Annotated in this window: 16 protein-coding genes and 2 pseudogenes; 8 read left to right on the forward strand and 10 right to left on the reverse strand. The window is 67.6% G+C overall.

Going from position 1 to position 14,178, the window contains the following annotated elements; all coding sequences use genetic code 11:
• The 3 genes and pseudogenes from ACM2XV_RS06725 to ACM2XV_RS06735 all read right to left on the reverse strand — a co-directional run.
• Nucleotides 1-450: pseudogene (locus tag ACM2XV_RS06725) on the reverse strand (hypothetical protein); the annotation flags it as partial.
• A 118-nt stretch (nt 451-568) separates the two neighbouring features.
• Nucleotides 569-1,891 carry an LLM class flavin-dependent oxidoreductase gene (locus ACM2XV_RS06730; protein WP_487026367.1) on the reverse strand — a complete coding sequence of 441 codons (1,323 nt, stop codon included), beginning with the start codon at nt 1,889-1,891 and terminating at the stop codon, nt 569-571.
• A 22-nt stretch (nt 1,892-1,913) separates the two neighbouring features.
• Nucleotides 1,914-3,158, reverse strand: coding sequence for an O-acetylhomoserine aminocarboxypropyltransferase/cysteine synthase family protein (locus ACM2XV_RS06735; protein WP_487026368.1), 1,245 nt, complete (start codon nt 3,156-3,158; stop codon nt 1,914-1,916).
• A 216-nt stretch (nt 3,159-3,374) separates the two neighbouring features.
• Between ACM2XV_RS06735 and ACM2XV_RS06740 the strand changes: the two genes are divergently transcribed.
• The gene (locus ACM2XV_RS06740) at nt 3,375-3,677 is read left to right on the forward strand and encodes an antibiotic biosynthesis monooxygenase family protein (protein ID WP_487026369.1); all 303 of its coding nucleotides are present in this window, start codon (nt 3,375-3,377) and stop codon (nt 3,675-3,677) included.
• 55 nt (nt 3,678-3,732) lie between these two features.
• On the opposite strand, the gene ACM2XV_RS06745 is transcribed toward ACM2XV_RS06740, so the two are convergent.
• The gene (locus ACM2XV_RS06745) at nt 3,733-4,251 is read right to left on the reverse strand and encodes a MarR family winged helix-turn-helix transcriptional regulator (protein WP_487026370.1); all 519 of its coding nucleotides are present in this window, start codon (nt 4,249-4,251) and stop codon (nt 3,733-3,735) included.
• 117 nt (nt 4,252-4,368) lie between these two features.
• Here ACM2XV_RS06745 and ACM2XV_RS06750 point away from each other — a divergent pair.
• Nucleotides 4,369-5,166 (forward strand): annotated as a pseudogene (locus ACM2XV_RS06750) (SDR family NAD(P)-dependent oxidoreductase).
• 121 nt (nt 5,167-5,287) lie between these two features.
• Here ACM2XV_RS06750 and ACM2XV_RS06755 read toward each other — a convergent pair.
• On the reverse strand, nt 5,288-5,818 hold the full coding sequence (locus ACM2XV_RS06755) for an AAA family ATPase (protein WP_487026371.1): 531 nt from the start codon (nt 5,816-5,818) through the stop codon (nt 5,288-5,290).
• Between the two features lie 164 nt (nt 5,819-5,982).
• Nucleotides 5,983-6,552, reverse strand: coding sequence for a TetR/AcrR family transcriptional regulator (locus tag ACM2XV_RS06760; protein WP_487026372.1), 570 nt, complete (start codon nt 6,550-6,552; stop codon nt 5,983-5,985).
• A 23-nt stretch (nt 6,553-6,575) separates the two neighbouring features.
• Here ACM2XV_RS06760 and ACM2XV_RS06765 point away from each other — a divergent pair, with 23 nt between their 5' ends.
• On the forward strand, nt 6,576-7,352 hold the full coding sequence (locus ACM2XV_RS06765; protein ID WP_487026373.1) for an SDR family oxidoreductase: 777 nt from the start codon (nt 6,576-6,578) through the stop codon (nt 7,350-7,352).
• A 71-nt stretch (nt 7,353-7,423) separates the two neighbouring features.
• Here ACM2XV_RS06765 and ACM2XV_RS06770 read toward each other — a convergent pair whose 3' ends face one another.
• Entirely contained in the window at nt 7,424-9,235 is a 1,812-nt protein-coding gene (locus ACM2XV_RS06770; protein ID WP_487026374.1) for a 2-isopropylmalate synthase, read from the reverse strand.
• Between the two features lie 189 nt (nt 9,236-9,424).
• Between ACM2XV_RS06770 and ACM2XV_RS06775 the strand changes: the two genes are divergently transcribed.
• Nucleotides 9,425-10,093 (forward strand): FadR/GntR family transcriptional regulator, encoded by a 669-nt coding sequence (locus ACM2XV_RS06775; protein ID WP_487026375.1) that lies wholly within the window; start codon nt 9,425-9,427, stop codon nt 10,091-10,093.
• A gap of 108 nt (nt 10,094-10,201) precedes the next feature.
• Here the strand turns inward: ACM2XV_RS06775 and ACM2XV_RS06780 are convergent, their stop codons facing one another.
• Nucleotides 10,202-10,870, reverse strand: coding sequence for an SGNH/GDSL hydrolase family protein (locus ACM2XV_RS06780; RefSeq protein ID WP_487026376.1), 669 nt, complete (start codon nt 10,868-10,870; stop codon nt 10,202-10,204).
• A gap of 258 nt (nt 10,871-11,128) precedes the next feature.
• Here ACM2XV_RS06780 and ACM2XV_RS06785 point away from each other — a divergent pair, with 258 nt between their 5' ends.
• The 3 genes from ACM2XV_RS06785 (at nt 11,129) to ACM2XV_RS06795 (ending at nt 12,638) form a co-directional block, all read left to right on the forward strand.
• Nucleotides 11,129-11,491, forward strand: a complete 363-nt coding sequence (locus ACM2XV_RS06785) for a VOC family protein (protein ID WP_487026377.1) — start codon at nt 11,129-11,131, stop codon at nt 11,489-11,491.
• Between the two features lie 138 nt (nt 11,492-11,629).
• Nucleotides 11,630-12,040 (forward strand): hypothetical protein, encoded by a 411-nt coding sequence (locus ACM2XV_RS06790; protein WP_487026378.1) that lies wholly within the window; start codon nt 11,630-11,632, stop codon nt 12,038-12,040.
• 58 nt (nt 12,041-12,098) lie between these two features.
• Nucleotides 12,099-12,638: an NUDIX hydrolase gene (locus ACM2XV_RS06795; RefSeq protein WP_487026379.1), complete on the forward strand. Its 540-nt coding sequence runs from the start codon at nt 12,099-12,101 to the stop codon at nt 12,636-12,638.
• 29 nt (nt 12,639-12,667) lie between these two features.
• Here the strand turns inward: ACM2XV_RS06795 and ACM2XV_RS06800 are convergent, their stop codons facing one another.
• Nucleotides 12,668-13,168: a GNAT family N-acetyltransferase gene (locus ACM2XV_RS06800; protein WP_487026380.1), complete on the reverse strand. Its 501-nt coding sequence runs from the start codon at nt 13,166-13,168 to the stop codon at nt 12,668-12,670.
• A gap of 74 nt (nt 13,169-13,242) precedes the next feature.
• On the opposite strand from ACM2XV_RS06800, the gene ACM2XV_RS06805 reads away from it, so the two are divergent.
• Nucleotides 13,243-13,836 (forward strand): 2'-5' RNA ligase family protein, encoded by a 594-nt coding sequence (locus ACM2XV_RS06805; protein ID WP_487026381.1) that lies wholly within the window; start codon nt 13,243-13,245, stop codon nt 13,834-13,836.
• Here the strand turns inward: ACM2XV_RS06805 and ACM2XV_RS06810 are convergent.
• Nucleotides 13,770-14,178, reverse strand: a 409-nt coding sequence (locus ACM2XV_RS06810) for a Type 1 glutamine amidotransferase-like domain-containing protein (protein ID WP_487026382.1), incomplete at its 5' end; no start/stop codon positions are given. The genes ACM2XV_RS06805 and ACM2XV_RS06810 overlap by 67 nt on opposite strands.

Genomic DNA, 14,178 nt, shown 5'->3' on the forward strand with positions numbered 1-14,178 from the left:
GCGCGCCTCGATGCCCGCGAAGTCGAGTCGCGGCAGGGCGACGGCGAGCACCGCCGCGAGGATCGGCAGCCGCCAGCTCGCGGTGAACATGCGGCTGAGCACGATCAGGCCGGCGACCGTGACGCCGGTCGCGATGGCCGAGGGGAATCGCAGCGAGAACGCGCTCGCGCCGAAGAGCGCGACCCACACGTGCAGCGCGGCGTAGTAGACGGCGTGCACGGCGTCGACATGCGTCACCTCGTGCAGGAACGACGGCAACGACCGCTGCGCCGACAGCGCCGAGGCCGCCTCGTCGCCCCACAACGACGGAATCCAGGACCCCAGGGCGGTGACGAGCGTCGCGAGCGCGCCCGCGCCGGCCGGGACCGTGACGGCGGGCGTGCGCAGCCGGCTGCGCAGCTGGAACTCGTGCGCACGGGGCGGGCGGGCGACCCACAGGGCGGTGCTCATACCGGGCAGAGAACCAGGGCAGGTCGAAGAATCCGTTAAGGAAGCCCAGGAACCCGCAGTGAGGGCGCGCGGGGTGGGCGACCGGGTGCGGCGGCGCGCGGGGACTGCCCCGGCCCGCTCAGAACTCCGTCAGGTTCGCGCGCAGGTTTCCGTCGCCGTACTCGGTGCGCAGCAGGCCGCGACCGCGCAGCTCGGGCACCAGCTGGTCGAGGAAGCGGTGCACGGTCGTCGGGTGCAGGTCGCCCGAGAAGATGAAGCCGTCGTTGTCGGCGACCTCGCCGAACTCCTCGATGTAGTCGGCGATGTCCTGGGCGGTGCCGACCCAGCCGGCGCGGTCTGCGGCGCGGCCCTTGCGGGCGTGCCGCCGCAGCAGCTCGCGCAGGGTGTGCTCTTCGAACGACGACGCCCCCGCGAGCAGGCCCTTGATCGAGCCGCGCGAGACGTGGTCGCCGAAGATCGCGTCGGGGTCGATCGGCTTGTCCCAGTCGAGGCCGGTCAGGTCGGTCTCGAGATCGCTCGACTGCCCGAGCAGGATGGCGTGCAGCTCGGCGTCGCTCGGGTTCTCGCTCGCGGCGACGACCCGGTCGACCTCTTCCTTGCTGGCGACGATCTCTGGCTTGAAGACGAAGAGCGTCTTTATCGACGCGGCCGAGCGCCCGGCATCCCTCGCGGCGTCGATCACGCGCTGGCGGTAGCCCGCCACCGACGACACGTCGAGCGGCGCGAGCGCGAGCTGCACTTCGGAGTTCGCGCCGGCGAAGGCGATGCCCCTCGGGCTGCCGCCGGGCGAGACGACGACCGGGTCGCCGTCGTCGAAGGGGATCGCGTTGAGCGGCCCCGTCACGTCGTAGTACTCCCCCGTGTGCCGGAACGCGTCGATCTTCGCGCCGTCGGCGAAGTGCCAGCTCTCGGTGTCGTTCACGAATGCGCCCTCGCCCCACGAGTGCCAGAGCTTCTTCACGACGGCGAGCCACTCGGAGGCGCGATCGTAGGCGCGGTCGTGCGGCAGCGGCTCGGCGCCGAAGTGGCGGCTCGACGCGACATCCGTCACCACGTTCATGCCGTACCGCCCGCCGCTCAGGTGGTGCAGCGTCGCCGCCTGACGGGCCGCCAGATAGGGCGGCGTCGCGACCGGGTTGATGGTCGGGGTGAAGCCGAGGTGCCTGGTCGCGTTGAGCAGGTACGGCACGAGCAGCAGCGGGTCGTGCTTGGGGCCGCCGTAGGCCTGGCGGGTGCGCAGATCGATGGTCGAGGGATTCCCGATCGAGAGCGCGTCCTCGAGGATCACGAGGTCGAGGCCGGCCTGCTCGAGCTGCTGCACGGCGTGCACATAGAGCTCTGGCCGGAACCAGTCGTAGCCCCAGTGGTAGTCCGCGCGCCCCCACGCCTGCGGCCCGAAGCCGCGCGAGAAGAACCAGCCGAAGTGCTGCAGTCGCGTCATGGTGTCCTTCCTACCTCGCGGCCTACGCCGCGGGGGCCGCGAGCGCCTGCTCGAGGTCGGCGATCAGGTCTGCGGCATCCTCGATGCCCACGGAAACCCGGATCGTGCCGGGCCCGATGCCGATCTCGGCGAGCTCGTCGGCCGTGAGATGGATGTGCGTCGTCGACGCGGGGTGCAGGATCAGCGAGCGCACGTCGCCGAGATGCGTCATGCGGCTCCACAGCGTCACCCGGTTGATGAGCGCCTGCGCGGCCGGCAGGCCGCCCTTCAGGGTGAAGGCGAAGACGGCGCCGTAGCCGCCGCGCAAGTAACGCTCGGCGTTCGCGTGATGCGCGTTCGATTCCAGCCCGCTGTAGTCGACGGATGCCACCGCCGGGCTCGCCTCGAGCCACCGTGCGATCTCGAGCGCGTTGCCCGACTGCTGCCGCATGCGCAGTGAGAGCGTCTCGATGCCGTGCTGCAGCAGGAAGGCGTTGAACGGCGAGAGCGTCGGGCCGAAGCGGCCGGCGAGGCTGCGGGCCTTCTGCGTGAACGTCTCGTTCGTGACGGTGTGGCCGTCGGCGCGGGCATCCTTCAGATACTCGCTTCCCGAGTCCACGATCGCTCCCCCGATCGCCGAGCCGTGGCCCGAGAGGAACTTGCTCGTGGAGTGCACGACGAGGTCGGCCCCGTGCTCGATCGGGCGCACGTGGAACGGCGTGCCGAGCGTGTTGTCGACGATGACGGGCACCCCGTGCTCGTGCGCGATGGCCGAGACGAGCTCGAGATCGGGGACGTCGTTGCGGGGGTTCGGGATCGACTCGATGAAGACGGCCCTGGTGTTCGGCCGGAATGCGTCGCGCAGCGAATCGGCGTCGTTCGGGTCCTTCACGAAGGTGGCGGTGATGCCGAAGCGCGCGAAGTCCTCGCGCAGCAGGCCGCGGGTGCCCTCGTAGATCGAGCGGGCCGAGACGACGTGGTCGCCCTGCTGCAGCAGCGTGAGGAACGCGATCGTCAGGGCGGCTTGGCCGCTTGCGACCGCGAGGGCGTCGGCGCCGTGCTCGAGGCCCGCGAGCTTGCGCTCGACGGCCGCGATCGTGGGGTTGCCGTAGCGCGTGTAGTAGTAGCCCTCGGTCTCGCCCGCGAACCGCTCGCGCGCCTGCTCGAAGTCGTCGAACAGGAAGCCGTTGCTCAGGTAGACCGGCGTGATGCGCGCGCCGTGGCCGCCGTCTGGTCGGATGCCGGCGTGCACCTGCTCGGTCGAAAAGCCCCACTCGGTGTTTCCCATGGTGCCTCGATCTTGGCCCCGCCGGCCGGAAGCGGCCCGCTGTGTGACCTGCGGTTACGCGCACGCAGCTCGGTCTCCATTCGTCGCAGGCGGCGAGTCGACCAGCGTGCGCCCCGCGGGTCGACTCGGCGCAGCCGAATGGAGGCCGCTGCGCGGGTCGACTCGGCGCAGCCGAATGGAGACCCGGCCCACAGCTTCCGCCGCGAGGATGGCCTCATGTCTGTCGTGAAGATCAATGCCATCGAGGTGCCCGAGAACGCCGACCCCGAGCTCGAGTCGCGCTTCGCCGCGCGCAAGCACGCCGTCGACTCGGCCCCCGGCTTCGAAGGGTTCCAGCTGCTGCGGCCCGTCTCGGGCGAGACCCGCTACTTCGTCGTCACCACGTGGGCCGACGAGGCGTCCTTCCAGGCCTGGCGCGAGAACGGTGCGGCGGCGGCGCATCATGGCGGCGCCGAGTCCGGCCCGCGCCCCGTGGCCACCGGCGCGAGCCTGCTCGAGTTCGAGGTCGTCGAGCTGTAGCCGTCGCACCGCACCGCCGCAGGCGGGTCGCGGGCGAGCGCTGACGAACGTCAGATCAGCGTGCCGACAACGACCGGTTTTGGATTTCGGCGTTGGGGACCCAGCTCGGCTCCGGCCCGATGGCTGCGGAGATCCGCCGGCTCGCGATACCCAGCTGCCGCGCCTGGGTGGGGGTGAGCGCCTGGAACACGAGACGGTCGACGAGTGCCTCGTGGCCGGGGGCCGTCTGGGCGACCTTCGCATGCCCGTCATCGGTGAGGGTCGCGAGCGTGAAGCGGCCGTCGCTCGGGTCGATGGCGCGCTTCACCCAGCCGCGGCCCTCGAGGCGCGAGATCGCACGTGACAGGCGGGACAGGGTGCAGCTGGCGTACCCGGCAAGAGTGCTCAAGCGCAGGGTTCGCTGCGGCGCCGTGTCGAGGGCGTAGAGGACGCCGTACTCGAAGTGGGTGATCCCGCTGTCGCGCTGCAGCTGAGCGTCGAGCGCAGTCGGGAGCCGCTCGAGCAACGTCGCGATGGAGGACCAGATCTCCAGCCTCGTCAGCTCCTTCTGCGCGCTCTCGTGTGATTCAGGCATGCGTGCACGCTATCCCACAGAACTGGTTTTGACTTGCTCAGGAAACTGAATTCGCCTAGTTTTACTTTCCTGCGCAAGTCAACTTCGGCGTTCGCAGCGCCGGGATCTGGACGAGGAATGGACCTGGGGCTGTCGGGGCGAACGGCTTTCATCAGTGGCTCGACCCGCGGGATCGGTTACGCGATCGCATCCGCGCTCGCCGCCGAAGGCGCCCAGGTCGTCGTCAACGGCAGGACGCAGGCCGGCGTCGACGCGGCGCTCGAGAGGCTGCGGGCCGAGCACCCGGGCGTGCGCGCGTCAGGGCTGGCGGCGGATCTCGCGAAGCCGGAAGACGTCGCCCGCCTGCTCGACGAGGTGCGGGCCTTCGACATCGACATCCTCATCAACAACGCCGGCCTCTTCGGGCTCGCAGCGTTCGCCGACATCGACGACGCGGACTGGCGGCGCTACTTCGAGGTGAACGTCATGAGCGGGGTGCGCCTCGCGCGGGCGCTGCTGCCCGGCATGCTTCAGCGCGACTGGGGCCGTGTCGTCTTCATCTCCAGCGAGTCGGGGGTGAACGTGCCGGCCGACATGATCCACTACGGCACCACCAAGGCTGCGATGATCGCGCTCGGCAATGGTCTGGCGAAACTCACCTGAGGCACGGGCGTCACCGTCAACAGCGTGCTCGGCGGCCCGACCTACTCCGACGGCGTCGCGTCGACCGTCGAAGAGATCGCCGGGTCACAGGGCCTCTCGGTCGACGCAATGAAGGCGGTCATCATCGGCCAGAACCAGACGACCCTGCTCGAGCGCTTCATCGACCCCGCCGAGATCGCGGACCTCGTCGCCTACCTCGCCAGCGCGCGCTCGTCAGCCACCAACGGAGCCGCTTTGCGCGCCGACGGCGGTGTCCTGACCACGACCCTGTGATCGCCGCGCGACGGGCGCGCAGAGCCGCGGGCGTCTCGTGGTCACGAGGTCATCGGACTCCGATCTCGTGCGCTCACCGTGGCAGATCGCTACGCCGCGAGGGAAGACCCCGTCACCGTTGTCAGGGTTCCCAACCCAATACCGCGTCGCGGAGTTCTGCGACGCTGCTCGTGCTGCTCAGGCGAAGGACGGGCAGGTCGAGTTCGCTCAGCCAGGCCTCATGAGCAGCACGACTTCTGCCGCCGAACGCCGGGTCGTCGTACCCACGGGCCCAGTCCAGGAACTCAGACCAGGCCATCTTGTCGAAGGCCTTGCCACCGCGGCGCCGGACTTCCCTGGCTTCCAAGCGCCGCAGACGCTCATCAGGGTCAAGGGTCAAGAAGACCACGGCGTCGCACTGCGCGACGACGCTCTCGCCCCACCCGACCATCGAGCCTGACAAGACCCAGGCCTCCCTCGGGAGAAAAACCTCGCGCATGAGAGACAGTCGCTGCTCTTCTGGGCGTTTCTCGACGAACGGTGGGTTCGTCGGCATCCAGAAGTAGTCGTCGGCGTCCGCGTGGGGAACGGACCAGTGATCGGCGAGCGCCCGCCCCAGCGTCGTGGTGCCACTGCCAGCGGCTCCGAGCACATGAACTCTCGATCGGCGCATGACTCGATCCTCGCTCATCGGCGCCGCAGCCGGAGCCCGATCCCCCGCTGCGTGTAAGCCGGTCCCTCAGCGGTCGTGCTGCCGGAAGCCCGACGCGACCACTACTGACCCGACCGAGCCGGCGACGAGCGCCCGCAAGGGACTCTTGACCGGGGCTGCGGGCTTCAGCGTCGCGGTTCGCGCAACGCGTCGACGACGAGGTCGAGGAGGTGGTTGGTGCGTGCCTCGGTCTGCGGGGCGACGTGCCAGAGGAAGCTGAGGAGCGGGAAGACTTCGTCGGGTTCGATGTCGACGCGTACTTCACCGCTCGCCTTCCCAGCGTCGAGCAACTCGGCCACTGCGGCGAGGATGCGGTCGTACTGTTCGTCATGAAGTTCCGCTCGCGTCACCGCGTCCAGGACGTCGGAGAGCGCGTGTTTCATGTGCCCGAATGACGCGAGCGCATCGAACCAGCGGCGAAGTGCCTCGATCGGTGGGTGCTCCTCGAGCAACTCCGAAGCTGACCTCGTGAGTTTGTCGAAGTCCTCCCGGTACACCTCGACCAGGAGTGCTTCGCGTGTGGGGAACCGACGGTAGAGGGTCCCTTGCCCCACTCCTGCCGCGCGGGCGATGGACTGCATCGTTGCGGACCCGTCGGCGGCGAAGGCATCACGCGCGATCGCGACGATGCGTTCGCGGTTTTGTTGGGCGTCCGCACGGAGCGCGGGGGTCGGACGACTCGACGAAGTGGACATGTGTCCGGTAAGCTCCTGGGTAGGTGGACAGCTGTCCGCTCAGACTAACTGGAGGAACCACGTTGAACGGCATTTCGGGCAAGACCATCGCGATCACGGGCGCTTCGAGCGGCATCGGCGCAGCGACCGCTCGTCACCTCGCACACGCAGGAGCGAACCTCGTCCTTGGGGCTCGTCGGGTAGACCGTCTCGAGTCGTTGGTCGAGGAGATCACGCAGTCAGGCGGGCGGGCGATCGCGGTCCCCATCGACGTCCGCCGTCGAGATGACCTCGAGCGGTTCGTCAGCGCTGCCGTGGAGCAGTCCGGACAACTCGACGTGCTGTTCTCCAACGCCGGCAGCATGGCGATCTCGCCGTTCGACGAGATCCGGGTCGACGACTGGCAGCAGATGATCGACGTGAACCTGACCGGGGTCCTCAATGGGATCGCAGCAGCGCTGCCGGTCTTCCGAGCTCAGGGCTCCGGTCACTTCATCCACACCGCCTCCACCGCAGCGCACCGGATCGTCCCGACGCAGGGCGTCTACGCGGCCACGAAGATCGCAGTTCGCGCCCTCTCCGAAGGGTTGCGCCAAGAGGCAGGTCCGTTGCTCCGCGTCACGGTCGTCACCCCGGGATTCACCAACACGGAGGGCGTGGGAGTCGGTGCGAGCGCCGAAGTAGCTGCGGCACTCATCGAGCAACGCGATGCGATCGCGATGCCGCCCGAGGCAATCGCGCGCGCTGTGGCGTTCGCCATCGAGCAGCCCGCCGGCGTCGACGTCGGCGAAGTCATCGTCCGACCCACCGCGCAGAGCTGAGCCTCCGAAGCCAAATTGGCGTCCCGATAGGCGGTCGGCGGCCTCACGATCTTCCGAGACGAATTGGTCCGTCACGATCCAGCGGTGAACGACTCCGACGGCCGAACGCCGCTGTCGACTGCACAGTCTGCGCGATGCGCCGCCGCGATGACGGCGTGCAGGTTCGCGTTGAGCGCTGAGGGGCTGATCGCGGCTGCCCAAGCAGTGAGCGCCCCACTGCGGTATTCGATGAGCGTGATGGCTTCGCCGCCTGCGCTGAGGCCGAGGCGGTTCTGGTGAAGGCTCAGGACGTCGATATCGATGTCGCACTGCTTGAGCGCACCGACGAGGGCCTCGACCGGGCCGACGCCGTCGTGTCGGCTCGATCGCTCATTTTCACCGACGCGCAGGGTGACTGTGGTGGAAGCCCCACTGGTTTCGAAGCTGACCAACTCGATGGCGCGCGCCGTGTCGCGGGGTTCGAGGTAAGTGGTGTGGAAGATCTGCCAGAGGTCCGACGCCGTGAGCTCGGCGCCGCTGGCGTCCGTGTGCTGCTGCACGTGTCGGGCGAAGTCAATCTGCAGTCGTCGAGGCAGCTCGACGCCGTACTCGGACTCGAGCAGGTAGGCGATGCCGCCTTTGCCGGATTGTGAGTTCACGCGGATGACGGCGTCGTAGCTGCGCCCGAGGTCGGCAGGATCGATGGGCAGATAGGGAACGCGCCACTCGACCTCGCTCTCGGGTCGGCCTTCTGCTGTGGCGCGGGCGCGGTGTTCGGCGAAGCCCTTCTTGATGGCGTCCTGGTGGGTGCCGCTGAATGCGGTGTGGACGAGATCGCCGACGTACGGATGCCGGGGGTGGATCTCGATGCGGTTGGCGTGCTCGACGGTGCGGCGGATCTCGTCGATGTCGGAGAAGTCGATCATCGGGTCGACCCCCTGAGCATGCAGGTTGAGGGCGAGGGTGGCGAGGTCGACGTTGCCGGTGCGCTCGCCGTTGCCGAAGATGCAGCCCTCGACGCGCTGGGCGCCGGCGAGCACGGCGAGCTCGGCGCAGGCGATGCCCGTGCCGCGGTCGTTGTGCGGGTGCACCGAGAGGATCACGGCGTCGCGGCGGGCGAGGTTCTTGTGCATGTATTCGATTTGGTCGGCGTACACGTTCGGCGTCGCGATCTCGACCGTCGCGGGGAGGTTCAGGATGACGGGGCGCTCCGGCGTGGCATCCCACAGCCGGGTCATCGCGTCGCAGACCTCGAGCGCGTAGTCGGGCTCCGTGAGGTTGAAGACCTCGGGCGAGAACTCGAAGCGCACGTTCTCGAGGTGCCCGGCGAACTCAAGCACGTCGCGCCCGCCGGAGAGGATCAGCTCGGTCAGCGCCGTCCGATCGTGGCCGAGCACGACGTCGCGCCAGGTGGGCGCGGTGGCCGTGTACATATGGATGATGACGGGGTTGCGGATGCCCCGGATGGACCGGACCGTGCGCTCGATCAGTTCCCGGCGGGCCGGTGTGAAGACGACGATCGTGACGTCTTCCGGGGCGATGTCGGTCTCGGCGATGAGCCGGACGAAGTCGTAGTCGGTCTGCGAGGCAGATGGGTAGCCGACCTCGATCTCCTTGTAGCCCATTGCGACCATCAGCTCGAAGAAGCGCCTCTTGCGAGCCGGGTCCATCGGCTCGGCGAGGGCCTGGTTGCCGTCGCGCAGGTCGACGGGGACCCACAGCGGCGCGGCGGTGAGGCGGTTGCTCGGCCACTCGCGCTGCGTCAGCGGCACCTCGATGCGGGAGTACACGTCGCGGTAGCGGTGGGAGGGCATCTGCGAGTGCCGCTGGGGGTTCCACGCCGGAGCGCCGGCCGGAATCGGGCCGGCGGGCGTGGAGATGGTGGGGAAGGTGGTGCTGCTCATGTCCTGGTTCCTGCTTCCGTCGCGGGGGTGATCGACCGGCAGGGGTTTCGGCTCCACGTCGGGGAGCCGGTCTAGCTACGCCCCGCCGTGGCGGCGAAGAAGAAGAACGAACCCATGAATGAACACGGTGCGAGGCTAGCACAACTCCTCAGACAAGTAGAGAAGCAGAGCAGATGAGAGGATGTCCGCATGACCCAGGTCCGCCGCGAGCCGCTCGCCGATCAGGCTGCTGGCCTCCTCCTGGCTCGCATCCGCGAGGGCGAATGGGCGCTGGGCGAGAAGCTGCCGGGTGAGACAACACTGGCGCCGCAGCTCGGAGTGGGGCGCTCCACGGTGCGCGAGGCGATCCGGCAGCTCGCAGGCAGGGGAGTGCTCGCAACGAGGCAGGGCGCCGGGGTGTTCGTCACCGCGCTCGACGCCCGCGAGGACTGGGACCAGGTGCTGCACCGGGCGGACATCCTCTCGGTGATCGAAGCGCGCAGCGCGATCGAGACCGAGGCTGCGGCGCTCGCGGCCGAGCGCCGCACGCCCGCCGAGCTGCGCTCGCTGGGAAAGGCGCTCGCGGAGCGCCAGGCGAAGACCGCGACCATCGAAGAGCATGTCGACGCCGACACCGCATTCCACCGCGGCATCGTCCTCGCGGCACACAACCCGATCCTGACCGAGCTGTTCGACGGCTTCACGCCCCGCAGCAGGCAGGCGATGGTGGAGATGCTCCGCGTCCGACGCAGCTACGGTGACGACGCCGACCACGAAGCACATAAGCAGTTGCTTCAGGCGATCGCCGGCTCCGACCCCAGGATCGCCAGCGAGCTCAGTCGCGTCCACTTCCAGTCGATGAAGGACCGGTTGAGTTGATCGGGCGCATCCGAGCGGATCAACCAAGGCCGCTGGATTGCCGATCGTAACTGCCCGCTGGCGAACCGGCTTGCGTGCGCGCGGTGCGGTGGAAGTGGGCGAAGCCGATTACAGATAGGGCGTGAGGTTTGCCAGTACCACTCGGTAGCCGTCCGGGTTGAGGTGGGCTCCGTCGAAGGTCAGCTCTTTCTTCAGGTTGCCGTGCTCGTCGGCCAGGCCCGCGTTCACGTCGATGAAGTGGTGACCGAACTCGCGTGCGAGCGCCTCGATCTTGTCCGAGGCGGCCTGGAAGGCAGCGTTTGAGCGGGTCGCGAAGAGCGTCTTCTCGTCCTCGTCGTTCTGGAAGTCGACCGTGTTGATCGGGTAGTAGCGCAGCGCGTACGTTTCGCAGTCGGGCAGGCGCTGAGTGATCTGGCGGAAGATCTCACGCTCGTTGGCCAGGAACTCCTCCTCCGGTACCTGGAACCCGATGTCGTTCGTGCCGATGTTGATGAAGATCTTCGACGGCTCCAGGTTGAAGATCTGCGTGTCGATGTGCGCCAGCAGGAACGCTGTGGTCGTCGCCCGCACGGCGCGGTTGTAGATGTACGTGTCGAAGGCGACCTCGCCCGCCTCCTGCCACTGCTCGATGGGGAAGATCTCCATCAGGCTGGAGCCGACGAAGACGATCTGACCGCGCTTCGCAGTCCGGTTCGCCGCAGCGTACTTCGCGATGAGTGAGGCCTGAAACTCCTCCAGCTGCGGGTTCAGCGTCAGCGACTTCGTCTCTTTCGACATTGCGTTTCCCTCTCCGCGTCCTCATTCCAAGTGAAGTGCCGCGAGTTTCAAGGAGACCCGGTCAACCCGGCTATTGCCACGGCCCCGATTCGAGCGTAGTCACCGACGCAGCTACCACCCGCGCCGCCATCCACGACGGCACGCGGCATCCAACAGCGCGCACGGATCGAAGTAGCTGGAGCGGATCCGCCTGCGCGCAAAGGAACGTGCAGCTCCGGTGTCGCGTGCCGGAGTTCGCGTTCGGGAAGTATGGGGAGCATGAAGGTTCGCTTCGCTCGCCACACGGACCGCCTTGACGAGGTCGTGCGGTTCTACCGGGACCTGGTTGGTCTTCCCGAGATCGGCAGTTTTCACGACCACGACGGTTACGACGGCGTGTTCCTTGACCTTCCAGGAACCGGCGCTCACCTTGAGTTCACGACGGGCGGCGGGCATCCGGCGCCGACGGCGGACCCGGAAACGCTCTTGGTGCTCTACATCGATGATCAGGCAGAACTCGACCGAATCGCGGCGCGCCTCGCAGGTTCCGAAGTCGTGCCGGCTAACCCATATTGGCAGCGCAACGCGTCGGCGTTTTCGGACCCAGACGGATTCCAGGTGCTGCTGACGGTCCGCGACTGACCCCGCCACCCGGTCGGCCATGGGTCACAGCTCCGGGGGCGCCAGCGGCCATCAACGAGACGAACCGCCCGCAAGCGGATCGGTCAGCGAGCGCATTCGGAACGACGGACGGGTCGGGTCCTTTCGTACGCTGAACGCATGTCTGGCGACCGAGAGTCCATCGCGCGGAGGAGCGTGTCGATCCTCTATCTCGCGCTCGTGCTGCTGGCCACCGGTGTTGCTATGGTGCCCGCGTACCGGTTTGTGGTCTTTGTGATCGCAGATCAGGCCGACGAATACAGCAAGGCGTCGGTTGCCTACGGACCACAGGTGCCCGCGAATGTGGAAGGTGGGTCTCCGCTATTCATCGCCGTCAGCCTGATCCCAATGATCGGGCTTTTCGCCGCTGGCGTGATCTGCGCGATAAGGCTCGCACGCCGCACAGGTCTCAACGCGAGGGCCACGGCGATAACTGTCGCATTACTGGCTGGCGCCGTCGCGGCCGCCTACGTGAGCGTTCAACTCGTGACGGGGCCGACATGGCCCCCGACCGACCTTGTGACACAGTGACTCGACGGTGATTGCGGCGATGTCCGCTGGCCGATCGATCACCGTGCAGACTGGGTTGATGCTTCACGATGACGTGCTCGAGCGGTTGAAAGCTCTTCCATCGTCGGGTGAGCGTGACGCGTTCATCGGCTTCGTCGGGGATGCTGGCAACGCGTCCGTCCGCCGTGACTGCGGCGCTGAGCATGTCACGGCCTCGTGCTTCGTCTTCACTCCTGACCTCGAGCGCACCCTGCTGTGTTTCCATGGCAAGGGGCGGTTCTGGGTCCAGCTCGGTGGCCACATCGAACCGGAAGATGCGACCGCGGCGGACTCGGCTCTGCGCGAAGCGCGCGAGGAATCGGGGCTCAGCGAGCTTCGGCTGCTTTCAGGGGCGATCGTCGACCTCGACCGGCACGAGCTGAACAGCGGGTTCGCCTGTCATGCGCATTGGGACCTCGGCTTCGTCGCGCTCATTGACGATGGCGCAGAGATCACCGCCAGTTCGGAGAGCGAGGACGTGCGCTGGTTTCCCGTCAGCGCGCTGCCGGAAGATATCGCCCCTGGGCTGACGAGACGCCTCGAAAATGCTCGCCACGCTGCGGCAACGCCAACCCGCTGAGTACTCAACTACCCGCGCGCGCCGGTCGATCAGCGTGCAGTCTGCAGATCGAGGCTGAATAGGATTCCGGTTCCGCCGTCAAAGGTGACCCGACGGAATTGGCGCGCTCGGGCGATCTCTCGGAAGCCGAGCCTTGCGTGAAGGGCGATCGATGCCAGGTTGCGCTCGTTCGTGAAGTAGTACGCCCGGTCGTCGCGCGCACGAATCCAGTCCAGACGAGCGCGCACCAGCTGAGTGGCGACTCCTTGGCGCCGAAACTCCGGCGCGACGGTGATGCCCATGAGGTAGTGCCCCGATGGCGCCTCGACATCGGCATCCGCGAACGCCTTCGTCATCGCCCAACCGAGGGGCTCGCCGGCAGCCTCCGCGACGACGAACAACGAAGTCGCGTCCTTGATGGCGCGCACGGTGTAGTCCTTGAACGCGGGAGTTGATGAGCGACCCGGCGAGCGGCGCTGAATGTCCAAGATCCCGTCGATGTCGGCGGGTATGGCGATGCGCACCGAAATGCTCTCATCGCTCAACCGCATGTCAACATTCTGCTGTGCTCGCGCCCGCTGATAGATCGGTCAGCGTGCCTCAATGTCTGCCATAGGGTCGGCTCATGAAGAGCTACGCCGTCGTCGCGCTATTCGCTCCGCTCGACGCCGGCACCACCATCAGTCGCCAGGCGTGGCTCGCCCATGTCACTCTCGCCTCGAACTTCACCGCCGCTGCACCCACTGACCGGGTAGTCGCGGTCGCCGCCGAAGCGGTCCCGACCTCAGAGCCGCTGGGCGCTCGCTTCGGCGAGCTCGCGCTGTTCGGACCGAATGGCGACGTACGAGTCCGACTTGTGGACTCAGATCAAGCCGTCAGCGTGCATGCCCGCCTGGCCGATCAACTCGAATCACTGCCCGGGTTCGCTGCCGAAGAGCCCGCGTACTGGCGAGATGGATACCGTCCGCACCTGACCCTTGGCCCATCGGTGACAGCCGCGGAGGGCGACTACGGCGAGCAGCGTCGCCGTCGTGGAACTCCTCGACCACGACGCAACGGTCCTCGCTCAGTTCCTGCCCAACCGGTGACGCTGAGCTGTCAGTCAACGGGCAGCGGTCATCAGCGCGGCGGCGAGTCCTCTCGTCCACGTTCTCAGGCGATGACGCGGGCAGCAAGGCGCGTCTCGACGGCGGCCCCATTGACACGTTCGACTCGGTAGGCCGATGGTCCTTCATGGTCGGAGATGACGTCGGCGAGGTCGGTGTCTTCGTAGATCAGCGCGACGCCGTTGTCCGTGGCGTAGGAGGTGGGGAGTTCACCTGTAGCGACGGCTCCATGCAGGACGTGTCGCCAGTTCTCTTCGGAGTCGTAGTGCACGGCGTTGCCGAAGGGCAGGAAGCCCAGGCCGTTGTTGATCACCCGAAGGTCAGGGCCGAAGGAGTGGGTCGGACCGCCGACGTGCCAACACAGAGAACCAGCTGAGTACCCCGTCAGGACGATTCCGGCCTCCCATGCTTCGCGGAGGATCTCGTCCAGCCCGTGCAGCCGCCAGAGCGCTAGG

This window comes from Gryllotalpicola sp. CP2-P1, assembly GCF_057512245.1.

What these genes read in the sequence shown, in the direction of transcription:
- ACM2XV_RS06730 (WP_487026367.1), bottom strand. Translation starts at nt 1,891, where the DNA reads ATGACGCGACTGCAGCACTTCGGCTGGTTCTTCTCGCGCGGCTTCGGG.
- ACM2XV_RS06735 (WP_487026368.1), bottom strand. Translation starts at nt 3,158, where the DNA reads ATGGGAAACACCGAGTGGGGCTTTTCGACCGAGCAGGTGCACGCCGGC.
- ACM2XV_RS06740 (WP_487026369.1), top strand. Translation starts at nt 3,375, where the DNA reads ATGTCTGTCGTGAAGATCAATGCCATCGAGGTGCCCGAGAACGCCGAC.
- ACM2XV_RS06745 (WP_487026370.1), bottom strand. Translation starts at nt 4,251, where the DNA reads ATGCCTGAATCACACGAGAGCGCGCAGAAGGAGCTGACGAGGCTGGAG.
- ACM2XV_RS06755 (WP_487026371.1), bottom strand. Translation starts at nt 5,818, where the DNA reads ATGCGCCGATCGAGAGTTCATGTGCTCGGAGCCGCTGGCAGTGGCACC.
- ACM2XV_RS06760 (WP_487026372.1), bottom strand. Translation starts at nt 6,552, where the DNA reads ATGTCCACTTCGTCGAGTCGTCCGACCCCCGCGCTCCGTGCGGACGCC.
- ACM2XV_RS06770 (WP_487026374.1), bottom strand. Translation starts at nt 9,235, where the DNA reads ATGAGCAGCACCACCTTCCCCACCATCTCCACGCCCGCCGGCCCGATT.
- ACM2XV_RS06775 (WP_487026375.1), top strand. Translation starts at nt 9,425, where the DNA reads ATGACCCAGGTCCGCCGCGAGCCGCTCGCCGATCAGGCTGCTGGCCTC.
- ACM2XV_RS06780 (WP_487026376.1), bottom strand. Translation starts at nt 10,870, where the DNA reads ATGTCGAAAGAGACGAAGTCGCTGACGCTGAACCCGCAGCTGGAGGAG.
- ACM2XV_RS06785 (WP_487026377.1), top strand. Translation starts at nt 11,129, where the DNA reads ATGAAGGTTCGCTTCGCTCGCCACACGGACCGCCTTGACGAGGTCGTG.
- ACM2XV_RS06790 (WP_487026378.1), top strand. Translation starts at nt 11,630, where the DNA reads ATGTCTGGCGACCGAGAGTCCATCGCGCGGAGGAGCGTGTCGATCCTC.
- ACM2XV_RS06795 (WP_487026379.1), top strand. Translation starts at nt 12,099, where the DNA reads ATGCTTCACGATGACGTGCTCGAGCGGTTGAAAGCTCTTCCATCGTCG.
- ACM2XV_RS06800 (WP_487026380.1), bottom strand. Translation starts at nt 13,168, where the DNA reads ATGCGGTTGAGCGATGAGAGCATTTCGGTGCGCATCGCCATACCCGCC.
- ACM2XV_RS06805 (WP_487026381.1), top strand. Translation starts at nt 13,243, where the DNA reads ATGAAGAGCTACGCCGTCGTCGCGCTATTCGCTCCGCTCGACGCCGGC.